18 protein-coding genes and 1 tRNA gene are annotated in these 17611 nt (G+C 65.0%); 3 read left to right on the top strand and 16 right to left on the bottom strand.

Features of this window, described 5'->3' with window-relative positions:
• Nucleotides 1–2: 2 nt before the first annotated feature.
• Both ACQUSY_RS07045 and ACQUSY_RS07040 read right to left on the bottom strand, forming a co-directional pair.
• Nucleotides 3–443, bottom strand: a complete 441-nt coding sequence (locus ACQUSY_RS07045) for a BLUF domain-containing protein (RefSeq protein WP_428903781.1) — start codon at nucleotides 441–443, stop codon at nucleotides 3–5.
• Complete coding sequence (locus tag ACQUSY_RS07040; RefSeq protein WP_428903780.1) at nucleotides 436–687, bottom strand: hypothetical protein; 252 nt, start codon at nucleotides 685–687, stop codon at nucleotides 436–438. The genes ACQUSY_RS07045 and ACQUSY_RS07040 overlap by 8 nt, the downstream gene beginning before the upstream one ends.
• Nucleotides 688–844: 157 nt before the next feature.
• Here ACQUSY_RS07040 and ACQUSY_RS07035 point away from each other — a divergent pair, with 157 nt between their 5' ends.
• Nucleotides 845–1081 carry a hypothetical protein gene (locus tag ACQUSY_RS07035; RefSeq protein WP_428903779.1) on the top strand — a complete coding sequence of 79 codons (237 nt, stop codon included), beginning with the start codon at nucleotides 845–847 and terminating at the stop codon, nucleotides 1079–1081.
• 468 nt (nucleotides 1082–1549) lie between these two features.
• On the top strand, nucleotides 1550–1723 hold the full coding sequence (locus ACQUSY_RS07030) for a hypothetical protein (protein WP_428903778.1): 174 nt from the start codon (nucleotides 1550–1552) through the stop codon (nucleotides 1721–1723).
• Nucleotides 1724–2017: 294 nt separating this feature from the next.
• On the opposite strand, the gene mobF is transcribed toward ACQUSY_RS07030, so the two are convergent.
• Nucleotides 2018–5545: a MobF family relaxase gene (gene mobF / locus ACQUSY_RS07025; RefSeq protein WP_158053179.1), complete on the bottom strand. Its 3528-nt coding sequence runs from the start codon at nucleotides 5543–5545 to the stop codon at nucleotides 2018–2020.
• 140 nt (nucleotides 5546–5685) lie between these two features.
• Between mobF and ACQUSY_RS07020 the strand changes: the two genes are divergently transcribed.
• Nucleotides 5686–8736 (top strand): RHS repeat domain-containing protein, encoded by a 3051-nt coding sequence (locus ACQUSY_RS07020; protein ID WP_428903777.1) that lies wholly within the window; start codon nucleotides 5686–5688, stop codon nucleotides 8734–8736.
• Between the two features lie 765 nt (nucleotides 8737–9501).
• On the opposite strand, the gene ACQUSY_RS07015 is transcribed toward ACQUSY_RS07020, so the two are convergent.
• The 13 genes from ACQUSY_RS07015 to ACQUSY_RS06955 all read right to left on the bottom strand — a co-directional run bounded on the left by ACQUSY_RS07015 (nucleotide 9502) and on the right by ACQUSY_RS06955 (nucleotide 17605).
• On the bottom strand, nucleotides 9502–10224 hold the full coding sequence (locus ACQUSY_RS07015) for a DUF8185 domain-containing protein (protein ID WP_225735910.1): 723 nt from the start codon (nucleotides 10222–10224) through the stop codon (nucleotides 9502–9504).
• Nucleotides 10225–10240: 16 nt separating this feature from the next.
• A complete protein-coding gene (locus ACQUSY_RS07010) occupies nucleotides 10241–11329 on the bottom strand; it encodes a 3-dehydroquinate synthase family protein (RefSeq protein ID WP_158053159.1) in 1089 nt (362 codons plus the stop codon).
• Between the two features lie 79 nt (nucleotides 11330–11408).
• On the bottom strand, nucleotides 11409–11783 hold the full coding sequence (locus tag ACQUSY_RS07005) for a metal-sulfur cluster assembly factor (RefSeq protein ID WP_158053158.1): 375 nt from the start codon (nucleotides 11781–11783) through the stop codon (nucleotides 11409–11411).
• Between the two features lie 119 nt (nucleotides 11784–11902).
• Entirely contained in the window at nucleotides 11903–12226 is a 324-nt protein-coding gene (gene trxA, locus ACQUSY_RS07000) for a thioredoxin (RefSeq protein ID WP_158053157.1), read from the bottom strand.
• Nucleotides 12227–12349: 123 nt separating this feature from the next.
• Nucleotides 12350–12970, bottom strand: coding sequence for a CueP family metal-binding protein (locus ACQUSY_RS06995; RefSeq protein WP_158053156.1), 621 nt, complete (start codon nucleotides 12968–12970; stop codon nucleotides 12350–12352).
• Between the two features lie 111 nt (nucleotides 12971–13081).
• Nucleotides 13082–13678, bottom strand: a complete 597-nt coding sequence (locus ACQUSY_RS06990; protein WP_158053155.1) for a DUF305 domain-containing protein — start codon at nucleotides 13676–13678, stop codon at nucleotides 13082–13084.
• Between the two features lie 92 nt (nucleotides 13679–13770).
• Nucleotides 13771–14226, bottom strand: coding sequence for a DUF6153 family protein (locus ACQUSY_RS06985; protein ID WP_158053154.1), 456 nt, complete (start codon nucleotides 14224–14226; stop codon nucleotides 13771–13773).
• 54 nt (nucleotides 14227–14280) lie between these two features.
• Nucleotides 14281–15222: a cation diffusion facilitator family transporter gene (locus tag ACQUSY_RS06980; RefSeq protein WP_158053153.1), complete on the bottom strand. Its 942-nt coding sequence runs from the start codon at nucleotides 15220–15222 to the stop codon at nucleotides 14281–14283.
• 2 nt (nucleotides 15223–15224) lie between these two features.
• Nucleotides 15225–15608: an ArsR/SmtB family transcription factor gene (locus ACQUSY_RS06975; protein ID WP_158053178.1), complete on the bottom strand. Its 384-nt coding sequence runs from the start codon at nucleotides 15606–15608 to the stop codon at nucleotides 15225–15227.
• Between the two features lie 628 nt (nucleotides 15609–16236).
• Nucleotides 16237–16307: transfer RNA gene (locus ACQUSY_RS06970), tRNA-Cys, on the bottom strand.
• A gap of 9 nt (nucleotides 16308–16316) precedes the next feature.
• Nucleotides 16317–16835, bottom strand: coding sequence for a carboxymuconolactone decarboxylase family protein (locus ACQUSY_RS06965; RefSeq protein ID WP_158053152.1), 519 nt, complete (start codon nucleotides 16833–16835; stop codon nucleotides 16317–16319).
• A gap of 16 nt (nucleotides 16836–16851) precedes the next feature.
• Nucleotides 16852–17196 carry an ArsR/SmtB family transcription factor gene (locus ACQUSY_RS06960; protein WP_225735909.1) on the bottom strand — a complete coding sequence of 115 codons (345 nt, stop codon included), beginning with the start codon at nucleotides 17194–17196 and terminating at the stop codon, nucleotides 16852–16854.
• Between the two features lie 97 nt (nucleotides 17197–17293).
• Nucleotides 17294–17605: a metal-sensitive transcriptional regulator gene (locus tag ACQUSY_RS06955; RefSeq protein ID WP_428903776.1), complete on the bottom strand. Its 312-nt coding sequence runs from the start codon at nucleotides 17603–17605 to the stop codon at nucleotides 17294–17296.
• Nucleotides 17606–17611 lie beyond the last annotated feature (6 nt).

Below are 17611 nucleotides of genomic sequence, written 5' to 3'. Positions count from 1 at the left end.
GACTACGACCGCATCGCGCGCACGTGGAACCACAGCGTCAGTTCGCTGAGCGCTCGCAGTACCCGAGCGGGGTCATCAGCTCGTTCGATTTCAGCGAAGGTGTTGCGGCACCCCTCGGGCAAGGCGCTCGGCGCGTCTCGGAGAGCTTCATACCCCATGGTCCACGACGAGAATCGACGAGCGAGCACGGGCTGTTGCAACAGCACTCGGGCGTTGGTGTGGCGAGCATCGACGGCGATGTCGTCGTACACCGCGAGTACGTTATCGTGCGAGCCCTCCAGGTACTGCACGAACCGGCCCTCACGGTAGAGCAGAATGCCGGTGACGTCGAGACGCTCGTTGCGGCGGCGAGCCTGCTCAAGAATCTCCTGGAGCGCACCTTCGGTGATGGAACCGATGGCATCGCTCGAATAGACGAGCGCGTAGAGAGAGGTGTCAGACATCGGCAACCGACCCTTCGTCGCGGCGGGTTCGATACGCCACAACCAAGCAGTCCATCGCCGAAGTCAGTTCGCGAAAAAATCCCAGCTGTTGCGATGACGCGTTGCAAACTTGGAACGAGTCGTCTTCCACCCGATCGATGTAACCCACAAACCCGTTGCGATCACTGGCGACGTAAAACCCATCTTCCACACACGCCCACGTGAGGTCGTCCCCGGTGTCGGGGATGGGCGGGGAATCAGTCACACAAACCTCGTGTATCGGTGGCGGGTTTCTCTGGCAAGTATCGCGGACTTTGCACCCTTTCACAACGGCGTCACGCCGTTCTCGCCACCGCGACAAAGCCGGGGCCGACTGATAGATTGATGTGTGCACGAATGAACTGCCGAAAGAGGAGTGCACTATGGCTAAGTCCGATACACCACGTCAGGCCCGTGAGCAGCTCGCGGTCGGCGGTGACGGCCTGACGATTGTCGCCTTCCTGCTTTCCTTCGGCCTGTTCATCGGCGGAATGTTCGTGATGGGCCGTGCTTTCAGCATGCCGGGCGCCGAAGCCCTCGCCTTTGGTGGCGGTTTGTTGCTTTCTGCGCTCGGTTGCTGGGTGATGATGCACTTCATGCGCTTCTTCGACGGCGCGTAATCTCCTTCTTCAGAACGGCGCTCGCTGGGCAGTTTGCTCCAGCGGGCGCCGTTCTTGTTGATGGCTGACGGTTCGCGATGTCGTCGCCACGACCCCTTTCTGGGCCCTCCCCCCAGCCGGCCCGAGTCGACGCGTCGTGGTGGCCGGCGTGGCTCACGGGCGTCGCCGCCGTGGCTGTCGCCGTGACGCTTTTGTGGCGCTACCGCACCCCAGACGAAGGCCCGGCATAGCAAAAGACCCGGAACCATGGTTCCGGGTCTTTTGTCATTCGAGAGTTTAGAAGTCCCAGTTCTCGTCGATACTGGCGCTGAGGGGCGGAATCCCGCGAGTTCTCTACTATCGCGTACCGCTCGTGCCATCTGCGTGCCACTCTTGCGTGGAGCTCCATTTTCAGTTGAGATGAGTGACTCGCGTACCCAAGTCTACGCTTGTCTACATTGGTGAAACGTGGCTGTCTGTGGTCTTTGCATGACGGTTGCCGTGCAGGCGCCGCGCGAGGTGCGCGGGGGTGAGCAAGACCATCCAGGCGAACTTGCAGGCGTTCCAGAACATCAGGAACCCGAGGAACGCAAACAACAACGCTCCGCCGCGATCGAGAATCGTGAAGCAGAAACCGAACGCAAAGAGATAGGCGACTGCTAGGGATAGCCCGAGAGCAACTCGTTGCAGACTGCCGACTACCCGAAGACGTCGCAGGAGGAGATTCGTAGGTGCGAAATATAGGAACGCGTGGACAGCAATGCCGACGTTCCATGCGGCTCGAATCATTGGGCACGCAACCTCTCACTGACCGGGATGGAAGGTCGGTAGCGGCTAGGAGAGTGATGTCCGCGCCCGGAGTCGGGAACGTTGGCTGTTTGTCATGGCCAACCAGAAGTTGTGATTGCTACCACTCCCATTCTACTTTTCCCTCCTCTTCTTTCAAGGGAAACCGTCTCAGAGCCGCGGACCACTCTGCTGTTGAGCAGGTGCAGTACGGACTCCTAGTGCCGCGGCGAATCGGGCAGCGTTCGCGACAGCTTGCTGCGCGCGGACGGCGTCCATGCTTTGATTGCGGTTCCGCGGAGGGTCGCCGAGAGGCCGATACGGGTCGGTGGTGCCATGTCGGTCTCGATAGGCGGTGATGGTACGCAGATTGCGCATCCACTGGTCATGTGCCGCAGGCCGCACGGGTGGGGTACCGAGGGATTCGATCCAGCGTGGCCGGTCACGCACCGCTTGCTCGGCGAGGGCCTGGGCGCGTTGCTCGATGAGAACGCGGCGCTCCTCGAGCGCCTGCTGGGTGAGCGGGTCCGTGTCGCTAGTGAACTCGTAGATGAGTCCTGCGATCATCTTCGCGGGCTGGCGCGCTTGGGTGCTACCAGTCGCATTGGCGGTTGCAGCCCTAAGGCGCTGGAGAATCACCGCGGCGAGATCGTCGGCACCGGCTAAATGACGAGACGCGATGAGCGCGGGTACCAAGCGTGCGATGTCATAGTTCTCCGCCTCCGCACGGCGCAGCTCCGCGGCAAGCGCCCCGTAGGCATCGGATTCAGTGATCGCGTCGACCTGGTCCGTGGTGAGGGGGGACGCTTCGAGGATATCGAGCCAGTGGTCGTGCTGTGCGTGGGCGACGATGGTGTCGTATTCTCCGGCGAGCTGCGCAATAGAGGTCCAGTGTTCGTGTTCGGCGCGGAGAAGTTCGTGAGCGGACTTCTCCGCACTCTCGTGGGCAAGGACGCCGGCGAGAACGCCTCGGGCGGTAACGTCGGGCTCGGGATGCTTCTGGTGTTCTTCGAGAGGGAACTGGTCGATAGCGACGTACGCATGGTTGGCTTCGCGGCCGCGGGTCATCGCGACGTAGAGGCTCTCGCGGGTCATCTGGGGTGAGTGGACGATCGCGTGTGCGGTGTCGACGGTGGCACCTTGTGCACGGTGCACGGTGATTGCATAGCCGAGGTCGAGGTTGTGGGTCGCGTAGTCGGCAGGGAGACGTATGGCGCCGCCGAATCGGGTTCCCGCACGGCGGACGGTGACGGATCCGTCGGCGTGGATGTTGGTGATGCGCCAGCGGTCGCCATTTCTGACCCAGCGAGGTCCTCCTGTGCTGAGTCGGCGGTCGTTCTTCCGGGTGATAACAAGGTCGCCTTCGCTGGCTTTAGTGCCAGAGGAGAGAGTGATGCTGGCTCCTGCGCTGGTGTGGCCGGTGAAGATGCGGTCGGTGCGCGCCCGGATGTTCAGGGTGGTGACGGTTTCGAGGGTTTCGGCAACGAGGATGCTCTGTTTGCCGCTTCGCATGTCGCTCTGCCAGGCGAGGTAGGCACGTTCGGTGATGTGCTCGTAGCTCCCTGCGGTGAGGCGATCATGGGCGTCGTAGTCGTCTATGACGGATGGTTCGCCGAGGCGGAGGCGGAGGGAGGCGTGTTTCTCCCACGGGTTTCGGAATCGTCGTACGTCGTGGAGTTCGGGGGTGTGGTCGAGGTCGCGGGCGAGCATGCCGAGCGCTCCCCCGGCTTCGACGGCGCCGAGTTGTGCCCAGTCGCCGACGAGGACGAGTTTCGCACCGGCCTGTTCGGCGTGCGCGGCGAGACGTGACAGTGCGATCGTGCCGGAGAGGGAGGCCTCGTCGACGATCATGAGCTGCCCGCGGCGCAGCCGCCATCTGCCTGCGTCGTGTTCGTGGAGCCACTTGACGGTGTTCTCGGTACGGATGCCGAGGTCGGCAGCGAGCACCTGCGCGGCGTCGGCGGAGCTGGCGAGCCCAACCACACTGTTCTTGCCGTGTGCGAGCTCCCACGCGCGGCGCAGGGAGGCGAGCGTCGTGGTCTTCCCGGTGCCTGCCGGGCCGATGAGCACATCGACGGTGCGCGCGGAAGTGGCGATGACAGTGATCGCTGCTGCTTGGTCGGCGCCGAGCCTGCGGCCCTTGCGGTCAGTTCTGCGGGTGACGCCCTCGAGCAGGTCATGCGGCACGAGGGGTGCGATGTGGGTGTGCGCCAGACGTAGAAGGAGGTCTTCGGCGTCGAGCATCTGCTGGGAAGTGTACAGGGTGCCGTGTTTAATGCGGAAGGTGCTGCTTCCGTCAGAGCGTTGAAAGTGTGTGGGCGATACGGCCAGCTCTGGCGGGGAGAGCTGCACGGATGCGGCTTCCGCCCGGTCAGAGATCAGGCCAGTGACCGCTTCCCGATCGGTGATCGATGCGAAGCGGATCCCTTTGAGAAGTCTCGAGGCTTCGGAGTGAAGGTTCCATCGCTTCCAGGTCGATCTGGACTCCCCGACGGTGGTGACCACGCGCTGCGCGATGTCATCTATGGTCTCCAGTGGGATGTCGTCTGCTCGCAGGAGCGGCTGCGGGGTGGTACTGCTGATGGCTTGTTGCACCCAGTTGCTGGCGTCCTGCCCGAGCACGCTGGTGGCGCGGACCCGCCACCGTTCGGTGAGCTCCGCGAGGGCGTAGACCTGCTTGTAGGGGCGGGTGGCGAGGGTGGCTTGGGCGCGGAGCCGGATGATGGTCTTGCGTGACGGGCGGCGTCCGTGCTGCTGCTCGTAGTCGGCAATGAGTTCGTCCGTGCGGGCATTGATCGCTTGGGAACGGGAGGAGAACTCCTCGATGAGGGTGTCGGGGATCCCGGTGATCTCCCACGCCGATGCACGCCTGGGGCCGCGGTCTCTGGCTTCCCACCCGATGCCGAAGTCACGGGTGAGCTGATCGGCGAGGGCATTGTTGTAGTGCTCACTGAGGGCGACCACCGCGGCGTGCATCGGTCTGCCATCGATCGCACGCCACTTGCCGTCATGGACGCCCTGGACACGGTTCGCGATGACGAGATGCGTGTGCAACTGTGGCTCGTTCGAGCGGGAATCGTAGTGATCGAACGCTGTCGCGAGCACGCCGGTGACTTCGACCTGCGCGAGACCGTTGTGCCCGACCCTGGTCATCACGACATCCCGTTCGAGGAGATCCAGAACCTGTGCCATCGCCTGGTGGTGGGCGCGGGCGATGAGCGCCTGGGTGCCTCCGTCGGCGACCGCCCACCACACACTCACCGATTTCGGTACGGAGAACGTGTAGTCGTAGCCGGCGACTGGATGTCGTGTCGGGCGTTGCCGTTCTTCCGTCTCGATGAGTTCGAGCTGCTGTTCGCGTTCCGCTTCTTCGAGGGTGTCGGGGAGTGCCTGGGTGCGGCGATCGATGCGCTCCTGCCGGGTCAGGAATGAGCGGTAGGGGGATCCGAGCGGTTCCCCGGTCACCGGGTGCCTGCCTTCTCCGATCAGGAACCGCAGCTGTTCTTCGGTGACTTCTGCGTCAGCGGTGATCGTGGATCCTTCGAGGCCGGTGAGTGCTGACCCGGCCCAGAACCCGGGCGGGCTGCCCTTCTCCTGGTAGTAGCGGGTCAATGCGTCAGTGAGGTCACGGTTGCCGTCGCCGGTGACGACGCTCTTGAGGAGGTAGCGGTAGCCCTCCCCCGCTGACATCACGCGCATCGACACCGTCACACCTCATAGGTGCGCGCTGCTTCCACCGGCGACGGGTGGGAGGGGCGGGGCACCTGCTCCTGATGGTGCTCTGCCATCACCCCAAGGAGACGGGCTGCCTGTCTCGTACAGCACGCAGGAGGAAACGGATGAGCGTCGAAGTGCTCCACACGGATGCCGCACACGGACCAGGGGCGGGGTATCCGCCGGGAAGGGCGCTGGCCCGGTGGGTGGCGATGCTGCTCACTGGGCTGCTCATGATCACCGGCCTCGCACTCGGGTCCGTATCCCCAGCGCAGGCGGCGACACCTGGGCCCGGCTTCGGCGACCCGTACGGGTCGAACGGGTCGATCGGGGCGTTCATCGCGAACGACGGCACCCAGGTGTACTGCATGGACCTCGGTGCGGCAGCGCCATGGGGGAATACCACAGGACCTGTGACGGTCGAGGAACTGAACTCGCACAGCGGTTTCAACTTGAGCGCGACGGAGCTGGCGAAGCTGAACTACGTCATGGCGATGTGGGGGCAGTCCGGCGATCCGCACGTCACCGCTGCGGTGCAGTTGTATGTGTGGTCGGTCGCAGACCCCGTTCCCTACAACAGCCACGGCATGTCCGGTGACGACTACTACGTCGCCCGTGCTCCCGCGGCGAACCGTCCGCAGGTGCTTGCGAACCTCGCCCAGATGCGGGCGCAGGCGAACGCGAATCATGCGGTCAACCCGCAGGTGTCGGTGTCGATCGACATGGCCGACCAGTACCAGGGAACCCTCACCGTGTCGGCGTCGCCTTCGTCGCTGTCTGGGACGGTGACGCTCTCGAATGCGGTGTTCGCCAACGGGCAATCCACCAGGGCTCTCGGTGCTGGCAGCTTCCCGATCACCGGCACCCCCGCCGACGGGGCTCCCTCCTACCGAATCGAAGCATCCGCAACCGTGCCGGCTGCGGGGCTCGGCGCACGGGTGCACCTCTACGACACCCCCGGACAGCAGCGGCTGCTCGGCGGGGCATCCCCGATGGGGCTTGACGCACACGCCCGGACCCCGGTGATCGAGCTGGACTTCCAGCCCACGATCACCACTCAGGTGTCCTCCCGGTACGTTGCGGAGGGCGACACGTTCGCCGACCAGGTCACCGTCGGCCTGTCCAAAGGCACCTGGATCCACCTCAACGGCACCCCGGTACCGGTGAACGCGGTCGGCACCCTCTACGGGCCGTTCGACGAGCAGCCCGCCGAAGCAGACGCAGCCCCCGCGGGTGCGCCGATGGCCGGGCAGGTGGAGCTGACGCTCACCGGCGCGGGCGTGTATGACGTACCGGCGACGATCACGGCTCCCGAGTCGGGGTTCTACACCTGGGTGTGGGAGATCGACAAGAACGCACAGGGGCAGTACGCGAAGTACCTCACCGACTCTGTGCGTGACCGCTTCGGGTTGGTGCCGGAGACCAGTATCGTGCCGTTCCAGCCGATCGCGGTGTCCGAGGCCGATCAGCGGCTCGTCATTCCCGGCGACACGGTGACCGACACGATCACCGTGTCCTCGAGCAACGGCGCCTGGTTGAAGATCGGTGGAGCGCACATCCCGGTGATCTTCGAAGGCACCCTCTACCAGGTGCCCGGCACGCTCCCACCCGCCCAGTCCCCCACCGTCGACCCGTCCGCGGTGCCGGTCGGCGAGGTGACCGTCACTGCGGACGGGCCCGGTGTGTACACGTCCCCGGAGGTGATCGTCCCGAATGCGGGATTCGTGACATGGGTATGGCAGGTGCGTCTCGCTGCGCAGCCGGAAGAGCTGCGGGACTACCTGGCCGGTGACTGGATCGACGAGTACGGCATCCCAGTGGAGTCGACCAGCGTCCGGCATCCGATCGAGACGACCAGCCAGTTGCGCGAGTACAACGTCCACGAGGGTGGGCGCGCGTTCGACACGATCATCGTCTCCGGGTTCCCCGACAACCACCCCGACTTCAAGGGCGACGGCTACTGGGGAGCGGATACCAAAACCATCACGCACACCGCGTACGGGCCGTTCGCCACTGATACCGTCCTCACCGACGACCTCGATCTCACGGATGCGCCGGTGCTGACGCGCGTGGACACCCCGGCGAGAAACGGGGTGTACCAGATCGGGTACACCGACGTGGACCGGATCACACCGACCGAGCCGGGATACTACGTGATCGTGAGCTCCTTCGACGGTGACGACCGGGTGCAGCCGTACCAGTCGTCGCCAGCAGATATCCGGGAACGGTTCTTCGTCCCGGAAGAGCCCGAGTACGAGGCTCCGGTATCGGTGATCACGCAGGCGACGCCGTCGGCACTCGTCGGGGAGCCGTTCGAGGACACCGCCCTCGTGCAGGGCACAATCCCCGGGGGCGCGTACCTCGTGTTCCGTGCCTACGGGCCCGTGCCCGCTGATGAGGCACCGCTGTGCGAGGCGGAACCGTTCTACGTCAGCGACGAGATTCCGGTCACGCAGCCCGCCGTCTATTCCTCCGGCACGACATCTGTGGAGTCGGCGGGGAACGTGTACTGGGTCGAAACGCTCTACGACGCCGACGGTGAAGTGCTCTCCGAAGGCGCCTGCGGGGCGCCCGGTGAGACCACCGTCGTGACCGAGGGCGAGAAGCTCACGGTGACGACGAAGGCAGTCGCGAACGTGGTGCTTGGTGAGCCCGCGCACGATGTCGCGATCGTCACCGGCCCGGTGCCCGAGGGCACCACCCTCGTGTTCGAGGCGTACCGGCAGTACGGCGACGAGGCGGTGTGCGAGGTGGACAATCGCGTGTTCGACACCTGGGAGTCTCCGATCGCGGTGACCGGGCCAAGCGAGTACGCCTCCGCCGAGGTCGTGTTCGACAAGGTCGGCACCTACTTCTGGATCGAGACGTTGCTCGACACCAACGGGGAGAGCATCCACCGTGGGCTCTGCGGTACTCCGGGTGAGACGACCGTCGTCAGTGAAGTACCGGTGACTCCCGAGACCCCCGTGGAGGAGACCCCGCAACGGGAACTCGCGCAGACCGGGGCCGACGGGTGGCTGATCGGAGTCGGTGCCGCTGCAGCGCTGAGTCTCATCGCTTCCGGCGCGGTGCTGCTGTTCGGGCGCCGTCTCGCCCAGCGCCGCGAAGCTGCTGAGAACGCGGAAGGGGGTGAAGAGCCCGAGTTGGTGACCCTCGAGGACCTGCTCAACGAGTAACTTCAGAAAGATAGCCACTCGTCTGCTGAGGCGGCCCAGCATCCTGCGAAAGGAGTGGGGCCGTCACAGCGGACCTTCCTGTGCGGCAAGTGGCATCCCGACCCCACCACGAAGAACGCATGTTCTCTTGGATACGTGTCACCTCTCGGAGCGTGAGGTACATCTGACCGAGCTAGCTCTTCGGCGAGTCAATCCGGCGCTATGTCGGTGTCTGGGTTGTCTGCGAGCACTCAGGACTCTCTGAAGGCCGTCTGGGTTCTGGCATGCCGTCTGAGGCCGCGGTGAAGCCGAAGCTGATGGGTTTAAAGCAAGCCACGGCGTCAGACATGGTTCGGAGGCTCACCGAGCAGGCCCTTTGTGAGCCTGCTCCCTATGGTGTCGCGATTCTGACTACGCAGGGCCGGGAGCATGCGGTGGCGATGGTGCGCAGGCATCCTTTGGTCGAGACACTCCTCGGGGAGACGATGGGGTATCGATGAGGCCGTGCGCATGACAAGGCTGAGATGTTCTAGCACGCCGCATCCGGTTTCATGGTCGATCGTCCTGATGAGCTACTTGGCATCCTGATCACGGCTCAGACGGTGAATCCATACCTCTGCGGGAAGCGCAGTCACACGACTCAACGCGATCCACGGGGCAAGCAAGGACGGAACTAGCGACGTGGCAACCCACGAGCGAAACGGGCGCGACCTTCGTGCGCAAGGTGCGGGAGTCTAGTAGCCTGCACTCCAGGCATACCCGCCGAGTGGTGTGGCGGAACTTGTTTCAGTGGATGCTGACGCGGTGCGGCATCATGGGCGACAGCACTCCATGAGCTCTGCGGCGGTGGGAGCCGGTTCTGCGAACCTCGGTGAGGCCCACCGCGACAGGTCCTCGGTAGAGGACATGGCCCCGGCTGAGGCTCACCCGAGTCCACCTGCCGGCGCGCCAGACGGAGGCCCGCTCACTCGACTGACCGAGAAATCCGAAGGTCGCGGCCGCGAATGCGACTCCCTTGGGGAGTTGGGCGAGTTCTTCGGCCTGCTCTCCCCAGACTCGGCTGCGCACCTTGCTGACGACGTCCTGTCCAGGGTTGAGCGGGAGGGCTTTGGCGACGTCGGAGTTGCCGGCCTGCGCGAGCTCGCGGATGACCGTGGCGGGAATCTCCTCGGTGCGTGTCCATCCGCAGCGCGGGACGTCGACGGCCGCCCAACTGCGAGCCACCGCGAGGTCGGGAAGGCGCAGAGCGCGGGGGTCGATGGTCTCTGTGAGCGAGTCGACCGTGAGGTCGCATTCGAGTTCGGGGTCGGCGCGGAGCACGCGGAGCACCAGGATTAGCGGGGTGCCATCGAAGAGCCCTCGTGGGGTGAGCGCGGCGGCGTACATCGCCAAAGTGCCGCGGGAGGCTTGCAGCCGCACGGCCTCGTCGCCCACTTGCTTCGCACGTCCGGCGAAGGTGAGCGCGTCGCGGGCCGACTGCGGATCGGCCAGGATCAAGTGCTCAGCCATTGTCGTGCCGCCGCATCTAACTCGAGACCTCCTGGTACGCGAACTGCAGCATCGAATCATCGACGCCGGTGAGCACGCGCGGCTTGGCGATGTCATCGAGCACGACGAAGCGCAGCATCCCCGGCCCGGCCTGCGCGCCTCGCTGCATCATGGCGAGCAGACCGGACCACCGCCCGGCGGGGTAGGTCAACGGGAGCGAGAGCGAGGAGAGGATCTTCCGGTGCCGTTCGACGGCCGCGTCGGACAGGGCCCCGGTCATGCGGCCGAGCTCGGCGGCGTACATCATGCCGACGGCGAGGGCGGCACCGTGGCGCCACTGGTAGCGTTCGGCGTGCTCGATCGCGCGCCCGAGGGCATAGCCGTAGTGCAGCAGTTCCGCTCCCCCGCCGCCGTGCGAGAGCGCGCGGGCCTTGACCCGGATGGCAAGCTCGATGGCACGTCGGAACTCCGGGGTCGAGGGGTCGGTAGTGCGTTCGAGGTCGGACTCGAGCAGCTCAAGGATCTCGGGCTCGGCGATGAAGCCGCACTTGGCGATTTCGGCAAAGGCGGTGAGGATCTCCGCGCGCGTAAGCGTGACGGCCAGATCGACGTCGCAGACGACCGCCGCGGGCGGGTAGAGCGTGCCGACGGCGTTCTTGCCCTCGGCGGTATTCACGCCGTTCTCGCCGCCGATGGCAACCTCGACCATTGCGAGCACGGTGGTGGGGATCTGCACGAGTCGTAGGCCGCGTTGCCAGGCGGAAGCGACGAACCCGGCGAGGTCGACGACCACGCCTCCCCCGATGCTGATGACGGCGTCGGTGCGGGTGAACTCGGCCTGACCGAGGATCTGCCAGCAGAAGGAGGCGACCTCGATGCGCTTGGTCGGTTCGTCGTCGGGTACCTCGGCGAGGAGCACCTGCCCGTAGTGGGGTTGCAGCGCATCGCGCAGGTCTTCGGCGACGCGGCCGACGGCGGCCGAGTGGACGATGAGGATTTTCGCGGGCTGCGGCCCGAGCAGCGCCGGTACGCAGTCGAGGAGCCCGCGGCCGACGAGGATCGGGTAGGTGGCTTCGCCGTCGACCTCGATCACCGTCGTGGTGTCATTCGCCAGTTCCTCAGTCATGCCAGCCGGCCCCTCCTGTTCTTTCAAGGTCTAACCACTACGGGGTAGGGGTATAGATCCAGTTTAGTGGAGTGCTGCTTCAGAGCCCGAACTTGCGCACGGAAACGCGGTAGCCGGCCGTGAGCAGCATGTCCCGGCCCTCCTCTGTGATGAGGCCCTCGTGCCAGCGCGGAATCCAGACCCAGCTGATGCGGTAGGCGGGGACGACGTGCTTCAGGTGGAAGTCGATATCCTGCTCGATTCGATGGGTGAGCGGGCATTCGGGGGTGGTGAGCGTGAGCGTGAGCACGATCGTCCCGTCGGCGTCGTGCTCGATGCCGTACACCAGGCCGAGGTTCACGAGGTCGACCTCGAGTTCCGGGTCGAAGACGTAGCTGAGTGCGTCGCGCGCAGCTTGGAGCTGTCGCATTCGCTCGTCGCCGGCAGGCTCCGCGGTGGTCCGGGGCGGGGTCATGCGCCTCCTGTCGTGCTCGCGCGGTGAAACGACAGCGGGGATGCTGAGCAGCCTCCGTGAGATGCCTCGCACCCCCGCTGATCGGCGTCGTCAGGGCGACTATTCGTAAGGCCGTTCGTTCAGATGATGCCGGCGAGCTTGTCCTCGAGTGCGGGCTTCGGCATAGCGCCGACGATCTCGCGGACGACCTCGCCATTCTGGAACACCTTGAGCGCCGGGATCGAGCTGATCTTGTACTGGGCGGCGATGGTTGGGTTCTCGTCGACGTTGAGCTTCGCGATGCGGAGCTTGCCGTCCTGCTCGGCCGCGATCTGGTCAAGGATCGGCGCGAGGGCGCGGCACGGCCCGCACCAGGCTGCCCAGAAGTCGACGAGCACGGGGATGTCGCTCTGGAGCACGACCTCAGCGAAGGTCTGCTCGTTGATGGTGATGGGCTGACTCATACTGGTTCCTTTCCGCGCGGCGATCGCACGAACGTCAGGGTGATCGGGTGCATTCCCCCCAACGCCCTACCCCTATGGGGTATTCCCATGATCTTGTGAAGACGCGCCACGGGCGCGTCTGGGCTAGGTGAGATGCATCGTGGTGATGCAAGTCTTTGCCTTGCCGCCGGCGGTGGAGATCGCTTCGCTGGCGCTCATGCCGTCGTGCGTGATGGTGAGGGTACCCTCGAGGTCGCGGGGCAGCCAGAATCCCACGAAGCCGTTGTCGTAGGTTTGCACTGCCTCGTCGACGAGCGTGTCCCCGGTGGCCGCGTCGGTTACGCGGACGGTGATCTCCGCGTTCTGCAGCTCACCGATGCACCCGGTGGGGCTGTGGTTGTAGCAGTCGTGGGTCTGCGTGGCGTAGGGCGCGATGGAGACGTAGACGAGGTCGTCGGGCAGTGGGAGCTCGGCTGTGTGCTCATGCTGATCGCTGAGGATCAGCGCTTCGGCGGTGATCGAGGAGGCGAACTCTTCGGAGCGCTCGGCGAGCGGGGTGCGGTCGAGTTCGTCGACGAGCTCTCGCACGTCGAGCCCACCGAGGCCGTGCTCGATCAGGAAATCGTCGCTGGTACTGGGACCTGCGACGCTCGTAATGGGTACAGCGCTGGCGCAACCGGTGAGGGCCGCGGCCCCGAGCGTGAGCACGGAGATCGCGGAAAGCTGCAGTCCACGCAGTATACGAGGCGTGTGCGGTGTAGGCATAAGGGCTCCTGGGTGGAGAAGCGTCGGATACGCTGTGTCGGCTCCGACGCCGGACGGATCAGGGCGTGGTGCCGGGGTGACAGCTGCACTGTCGCCCCGGCACCATATCGACTAGAGGGTGTCGAGCAGGTCGCGCATCTCCTGGATCTCCACGGTCTGCGCGTCGATGATCTGCTGGGCGAGTTCGAGCGCGTCGGGGTTCTTCCCTTCGGAGAGCTGGGTTTCTGCCATCTTCACGGCCCCCTCGTGGTGCTCGATCATCTGCTGGAGGAACAGCTTGGAGGCGGTCGGTCCGTCGGCGGCCTCGAGCGCCTGTAGATCCTCTTCGGAGAGCATCCCGTCCATGCTGGCACCGTGATCCATGCCGCTCATGTCGGAGGCGCCCCAGGTTTCGAGCCAGGAGTTCATACGGTCGATCTCCGGCCCCTGGGCGTCTTTGATGCGCTGGGCGAGATCGGCGACTTCGGAGGCGACGTCGTCCTTTGCGAGGATGATGTCGCTCATCTCGACGGCCTGCTGATGGTGCTCGATCATCATCATCGCGAACATCTCGTCCGCCGTGTTCGCTTCCGTGGAGACGTCGCTGCTCGGTGCCGATGTTGAGTCGGTGGCGGGGGTTTCGGCCGGGGTGCTGCTGCAGCCGGCGAGCAGGAGCGACGCGGCGAGCGATGCCGAGGCGAGTGTGAGAATGGTGGTCTTCTTCTGCATATCTGTGCCTTTCAAGTCAATGGGTGGTCTCCCGCACTGCGTGCGGGCATGCGCGTGCCAGCCCGGAGGGACCCGGGGCGGCGGGGCACCACTCAGGTGCGGCTGATCGACAAGAACACGAGGGAGGGGCGGAGATGGCCGCCGGCATGGAGTTGCGGGGGCCGGATACGCAGGAGCAGGCGCGGCAGCCGAGCAAGGATGCGTCGGATCGGCCGGATGAGGGTGAGCCCGATGATGGCGAGGAGGATCATGCCGCACATCAGCGCCATACCGCCGTCGGGGGCGTGGTCGCCGCAGCTGGCGCACGCGTCTGTGCCTGACGCGGCCTGGGCCGTTCCCCCGGCATGCCCAGTATCTACGACCTTCGAGTGCTTTGCTTGCGGCTCAGTCGAGTCCCCCGCGTGTGGAGCGATCGAGTGCATCCCGAGGAGTCCGAGGATCATGAACAGTGCCGCGGCCGCGGGCAGGATCCATCTCCACGCGGCACCGATCAGGCGGTGCGCGGGGCGGAGTTTGCCTCGAACGACCACGCTTTCATAGTACCCCATGGGGGTACTATGAAAGCTGGAAATGTGCTCCCTCCCGAAGACTGTTCCCCTCCGCTAGTCGTGCTTCGCGATGGTGGGTTCGTGTTCGGCGATGTCTTCGGTCTCGATCTGGAAGGTCGAGTGGGGAACGGAGACCTCGAAGTGCTCAGCAACACAGTCTTTGACCGCCCGCAGCGTCTCGGCGGCGTGCCCGTCGGTGAAGCACTCGTCATCGACGACAACGTGCGCGGTGAGCGTCGGCAGGCCGGTGGCGACCGTTGAGGCGTGCAGGTCGTGCACGTCTTTGACATGGTCGAGTGCCAGGATGTGCTTGCGCACCTCATCAAGGTCGAGCCCCTGGGGGGTGAACTCCATGAGCACTCCGGCGGTTTCGCGCATGAGCTTGAAGGCGCGGGGCACGATCAAGGCGGCGATGAGGAGACCGGCGATGGCATCGGCCTGCATAAAGCCGGTGGTGGCGATGACGATCGCAGCGATGATAACGCCGAGAGAGCCGAGTGCGTCGTTGAGTACCTCGAGGAACGCGGCGCGCATATTGAAGTTCGCGCCCCGGCTCGAGGCGAGGATCGTGATGGCGATGATGTTCGCGACGAGGCCGACGATACCGAAAAACAGCAGCTCGGTCGCGGGCACCTCCGGCGGCTCGAAGAGGCGCCGGATACCCTCGATCGCGGCGTAGGTGCCGACAATGAGCAGGAGCGCCGACTGTCCGAGGGCTGCAATCACCTCAATGCGTCGAAACCCCCAGGTGCGCTTGGAGTTCGCCGGCTTGAGCATCAGGGTGGCCGCGATGAGCGCGACGAGCAGGCCGGAGGCGTCAGTGATGGCGTGGGCCGTGTCGGTGAGCAGCGCGAGGCTACCGGTAACGATCGAGCCGACCGCCTGGGCGACCACAATGGTCGCGGTGATCGAGAATGCAATCCAGAGCTTCTTACGGAAGTCTCCCGGATGTCCGGTCTCGCTGGGATCGGGCCCGTGGTTATGTCCTGCACCCATGTCTAGTTGTTCTCCGTTTCCGTGTCGCGGTGGTCGTGGGGACGTCGTAGATGTGTGCAGAGCACGGCCTGCGTGCCGGCGCCGTCGAGCACCTCTTCTGCGGCGGCGATAAGCCCCCGAAGGCGCGCAGGGTCGGACAGCGAATACCAGGTCGACCGCCCCTCCGGCCTCATGGCCGCGAGGCCGCACTCAAGCAGGAACCCGACATGCTTGCTCACAGTCGATTGCGCGAGCCCCAGGTGCTCGACGAGGTCACGCACGCGGTGCTCACCGGCGGCAAGGTGCTGCACAATCGACAGGCGGGTCGGATCTGCGAGGGCCTGGAAAAGGTGCGCGTACGAGGCTGTTGCCCGCTCATCCAGAATGGCGCGTTGCTCTATTACCATCGTCACATATCGATCATATCGCTAGGGTGCGATTATGTCGAGTAGAAATATGTACTCGATCACCGCAACGGCGAGCAGCTGCAGATGACGGGTGCCACCGCGGTGGTTGAGAGTCCCGCCGAGCGCACAGGCAAGGGAGGGAGGCCTCCAGCCCCAGCCACGGCGCCTCTACCGCTCGGCGCTCACACCTGGTTCGCCGGCAGTCGTTGGCGCCAAAGCAGAACCGGGCGATGCCGCGGTTTTCAAGTATTTGGCTTGGGTCGCTAGCGACGTCGACGAAACGCGTGGCGAGCCGGGTTACCCCCTCCGCCTGACCAGTGCCGACAGGAACCACGAGGATACCCGATCCGTGCCGCCCCAGGTCCGCTCTACATGCAAGTACTAGACGAGGCCGGATCTGGCAGAGAGGAGTTCCACACACGCTGGTGATGTCATCGACCCTATCTTCGGCTACTACATCCCCGCCGAGGGCATGCGACTCGCCCACCTCTCGGAACTGTAGTTGCAGCACGACGATACAGCCACACATTCCTGACGAGGGAGGACGTTTCTGAATTCGGGAGCCCGCCCGGCACTTCTGGCACAGGAGGAGGAGCGCTACCGGCAGAAGTCGAGGATTCCGTCACGGAGGTGCCTACGGGATTCGAACCCGTGTGGGCGGCTTTGCAGGCCGCTGCCTAACCACTCGGCCAAGGCACCAGGGGCGATTCAATCGCCGGGAGTGAGTCCGGCGACCAGATTGAAGGCGCCGGTGAGGATGTTGAGAGAGACGACGCCAACAACGTCGGCGATCTCGCGGTCGCTGTACCCGAAGGCGCGCAGCTCGTCAATCTCTACGTCGGTGATCGAGGTGGGTTCGCGGTACACCTGTAGGCCGAGTCGGATCATCGCAGCGATGGCTGGGATGATCGAGGTGCCCTGTTGCGCGGCAGTGATGGCGTCCTCGCTGAGGCCGAGGGAGCGCGCCGCCTCGATGTGGGATCCCAGGCACATGCCGCATCCCTGCTGCGACTGCACGGCAATCGAGATGAGCTCACTGATCTTGCGGTCGAGCTTGGCGCGTCGCATCGCTTTGCTCAGCTGCAGGTACCCGCCGAGCACCGCGGGCGAGTGAGCCATTGTGGAGACCATGTCGCCGACGGTGCCGTGCCGTTCGACGAGCTCGCCGAGCAGCTCGCGCGAAGCTCCCACAGCCGACGAGGGGGTCAGTCGAGAGAATCGGGGCATATAGAGCCTCCTTCGTCTAGGCGGGGACTATGGACTGCAGCGCTGCGTCGCGGTCTTGCGCGTGGAAGATTGCGTTAGCAGCAAGGGCGCCAGCGCGCTCGTTGGTGAGCCGGTAGAAGTCGCGGCGGCCATCAGGTTCGTGGGTGATGATGCCGACGTCCTCGAGCGCCGTGAGCTCGAGGAGCACTGACTCGGCGTCGAGGTCGGCGATATCGGCGAGGTGGTTGACGGTCATCTCGACGTCGCGGAGGGCGAGCACGATTTTCACGCGCACAGCGTCAGCCAGGAGCGCGAAAACGGAAACGGCTGAGTCCAAATGCGGAGTCTCATACGTTGCTTTCTCGTGCTGTGCGTCCCTCATGCATCTAGGTTACCCTGTACCCCTACCGGGTATCAAGTCAAGCCATGCATGTGAGCCGCGGGGATCAGGGGACGGCCCCGATCCCCGCTCGAGGCACCTAGGAGCGGACGAGCCGGTTGATGGCGTCGGTGGCTTCCTGGATCTTCGCCAGGGCCGCGTCATCACCGAGCTTCGCGGCGTCGAGCACGCAGTGCTTGAGATGGTCGTCGAGAAGTCCCGTGGCGACGCCCTGCACGGCGCGGGTGAGGGCGCTGATCTGGGTCAGGATGTCGATACAGTACTTCTCTTCGTCGATCATCTTCGCGATGCCGCGCGCCTGCCCCTCGATGCGCTTCATGCGCTGCAGGTACTGGGTCTTGTCGTCGATGTAGCCGTGGGTGGCGGCCGCGCTCTCACTCTCGGTTGACATGGGCAT

The sequence above is a fragment of the Microbacterium daqui genome (genome assembly GCF_050408675.1).
Classification (GTDB): Bacteria; Actinomycetota; Actinomycetes; order Actinomycetales; family Microbacteriaceae; genus Microbacterium.
Note: the sequence above shows the minus strand (reverse complement) of the source record. Positions and strands in the feature narration are given on the sequence as shown.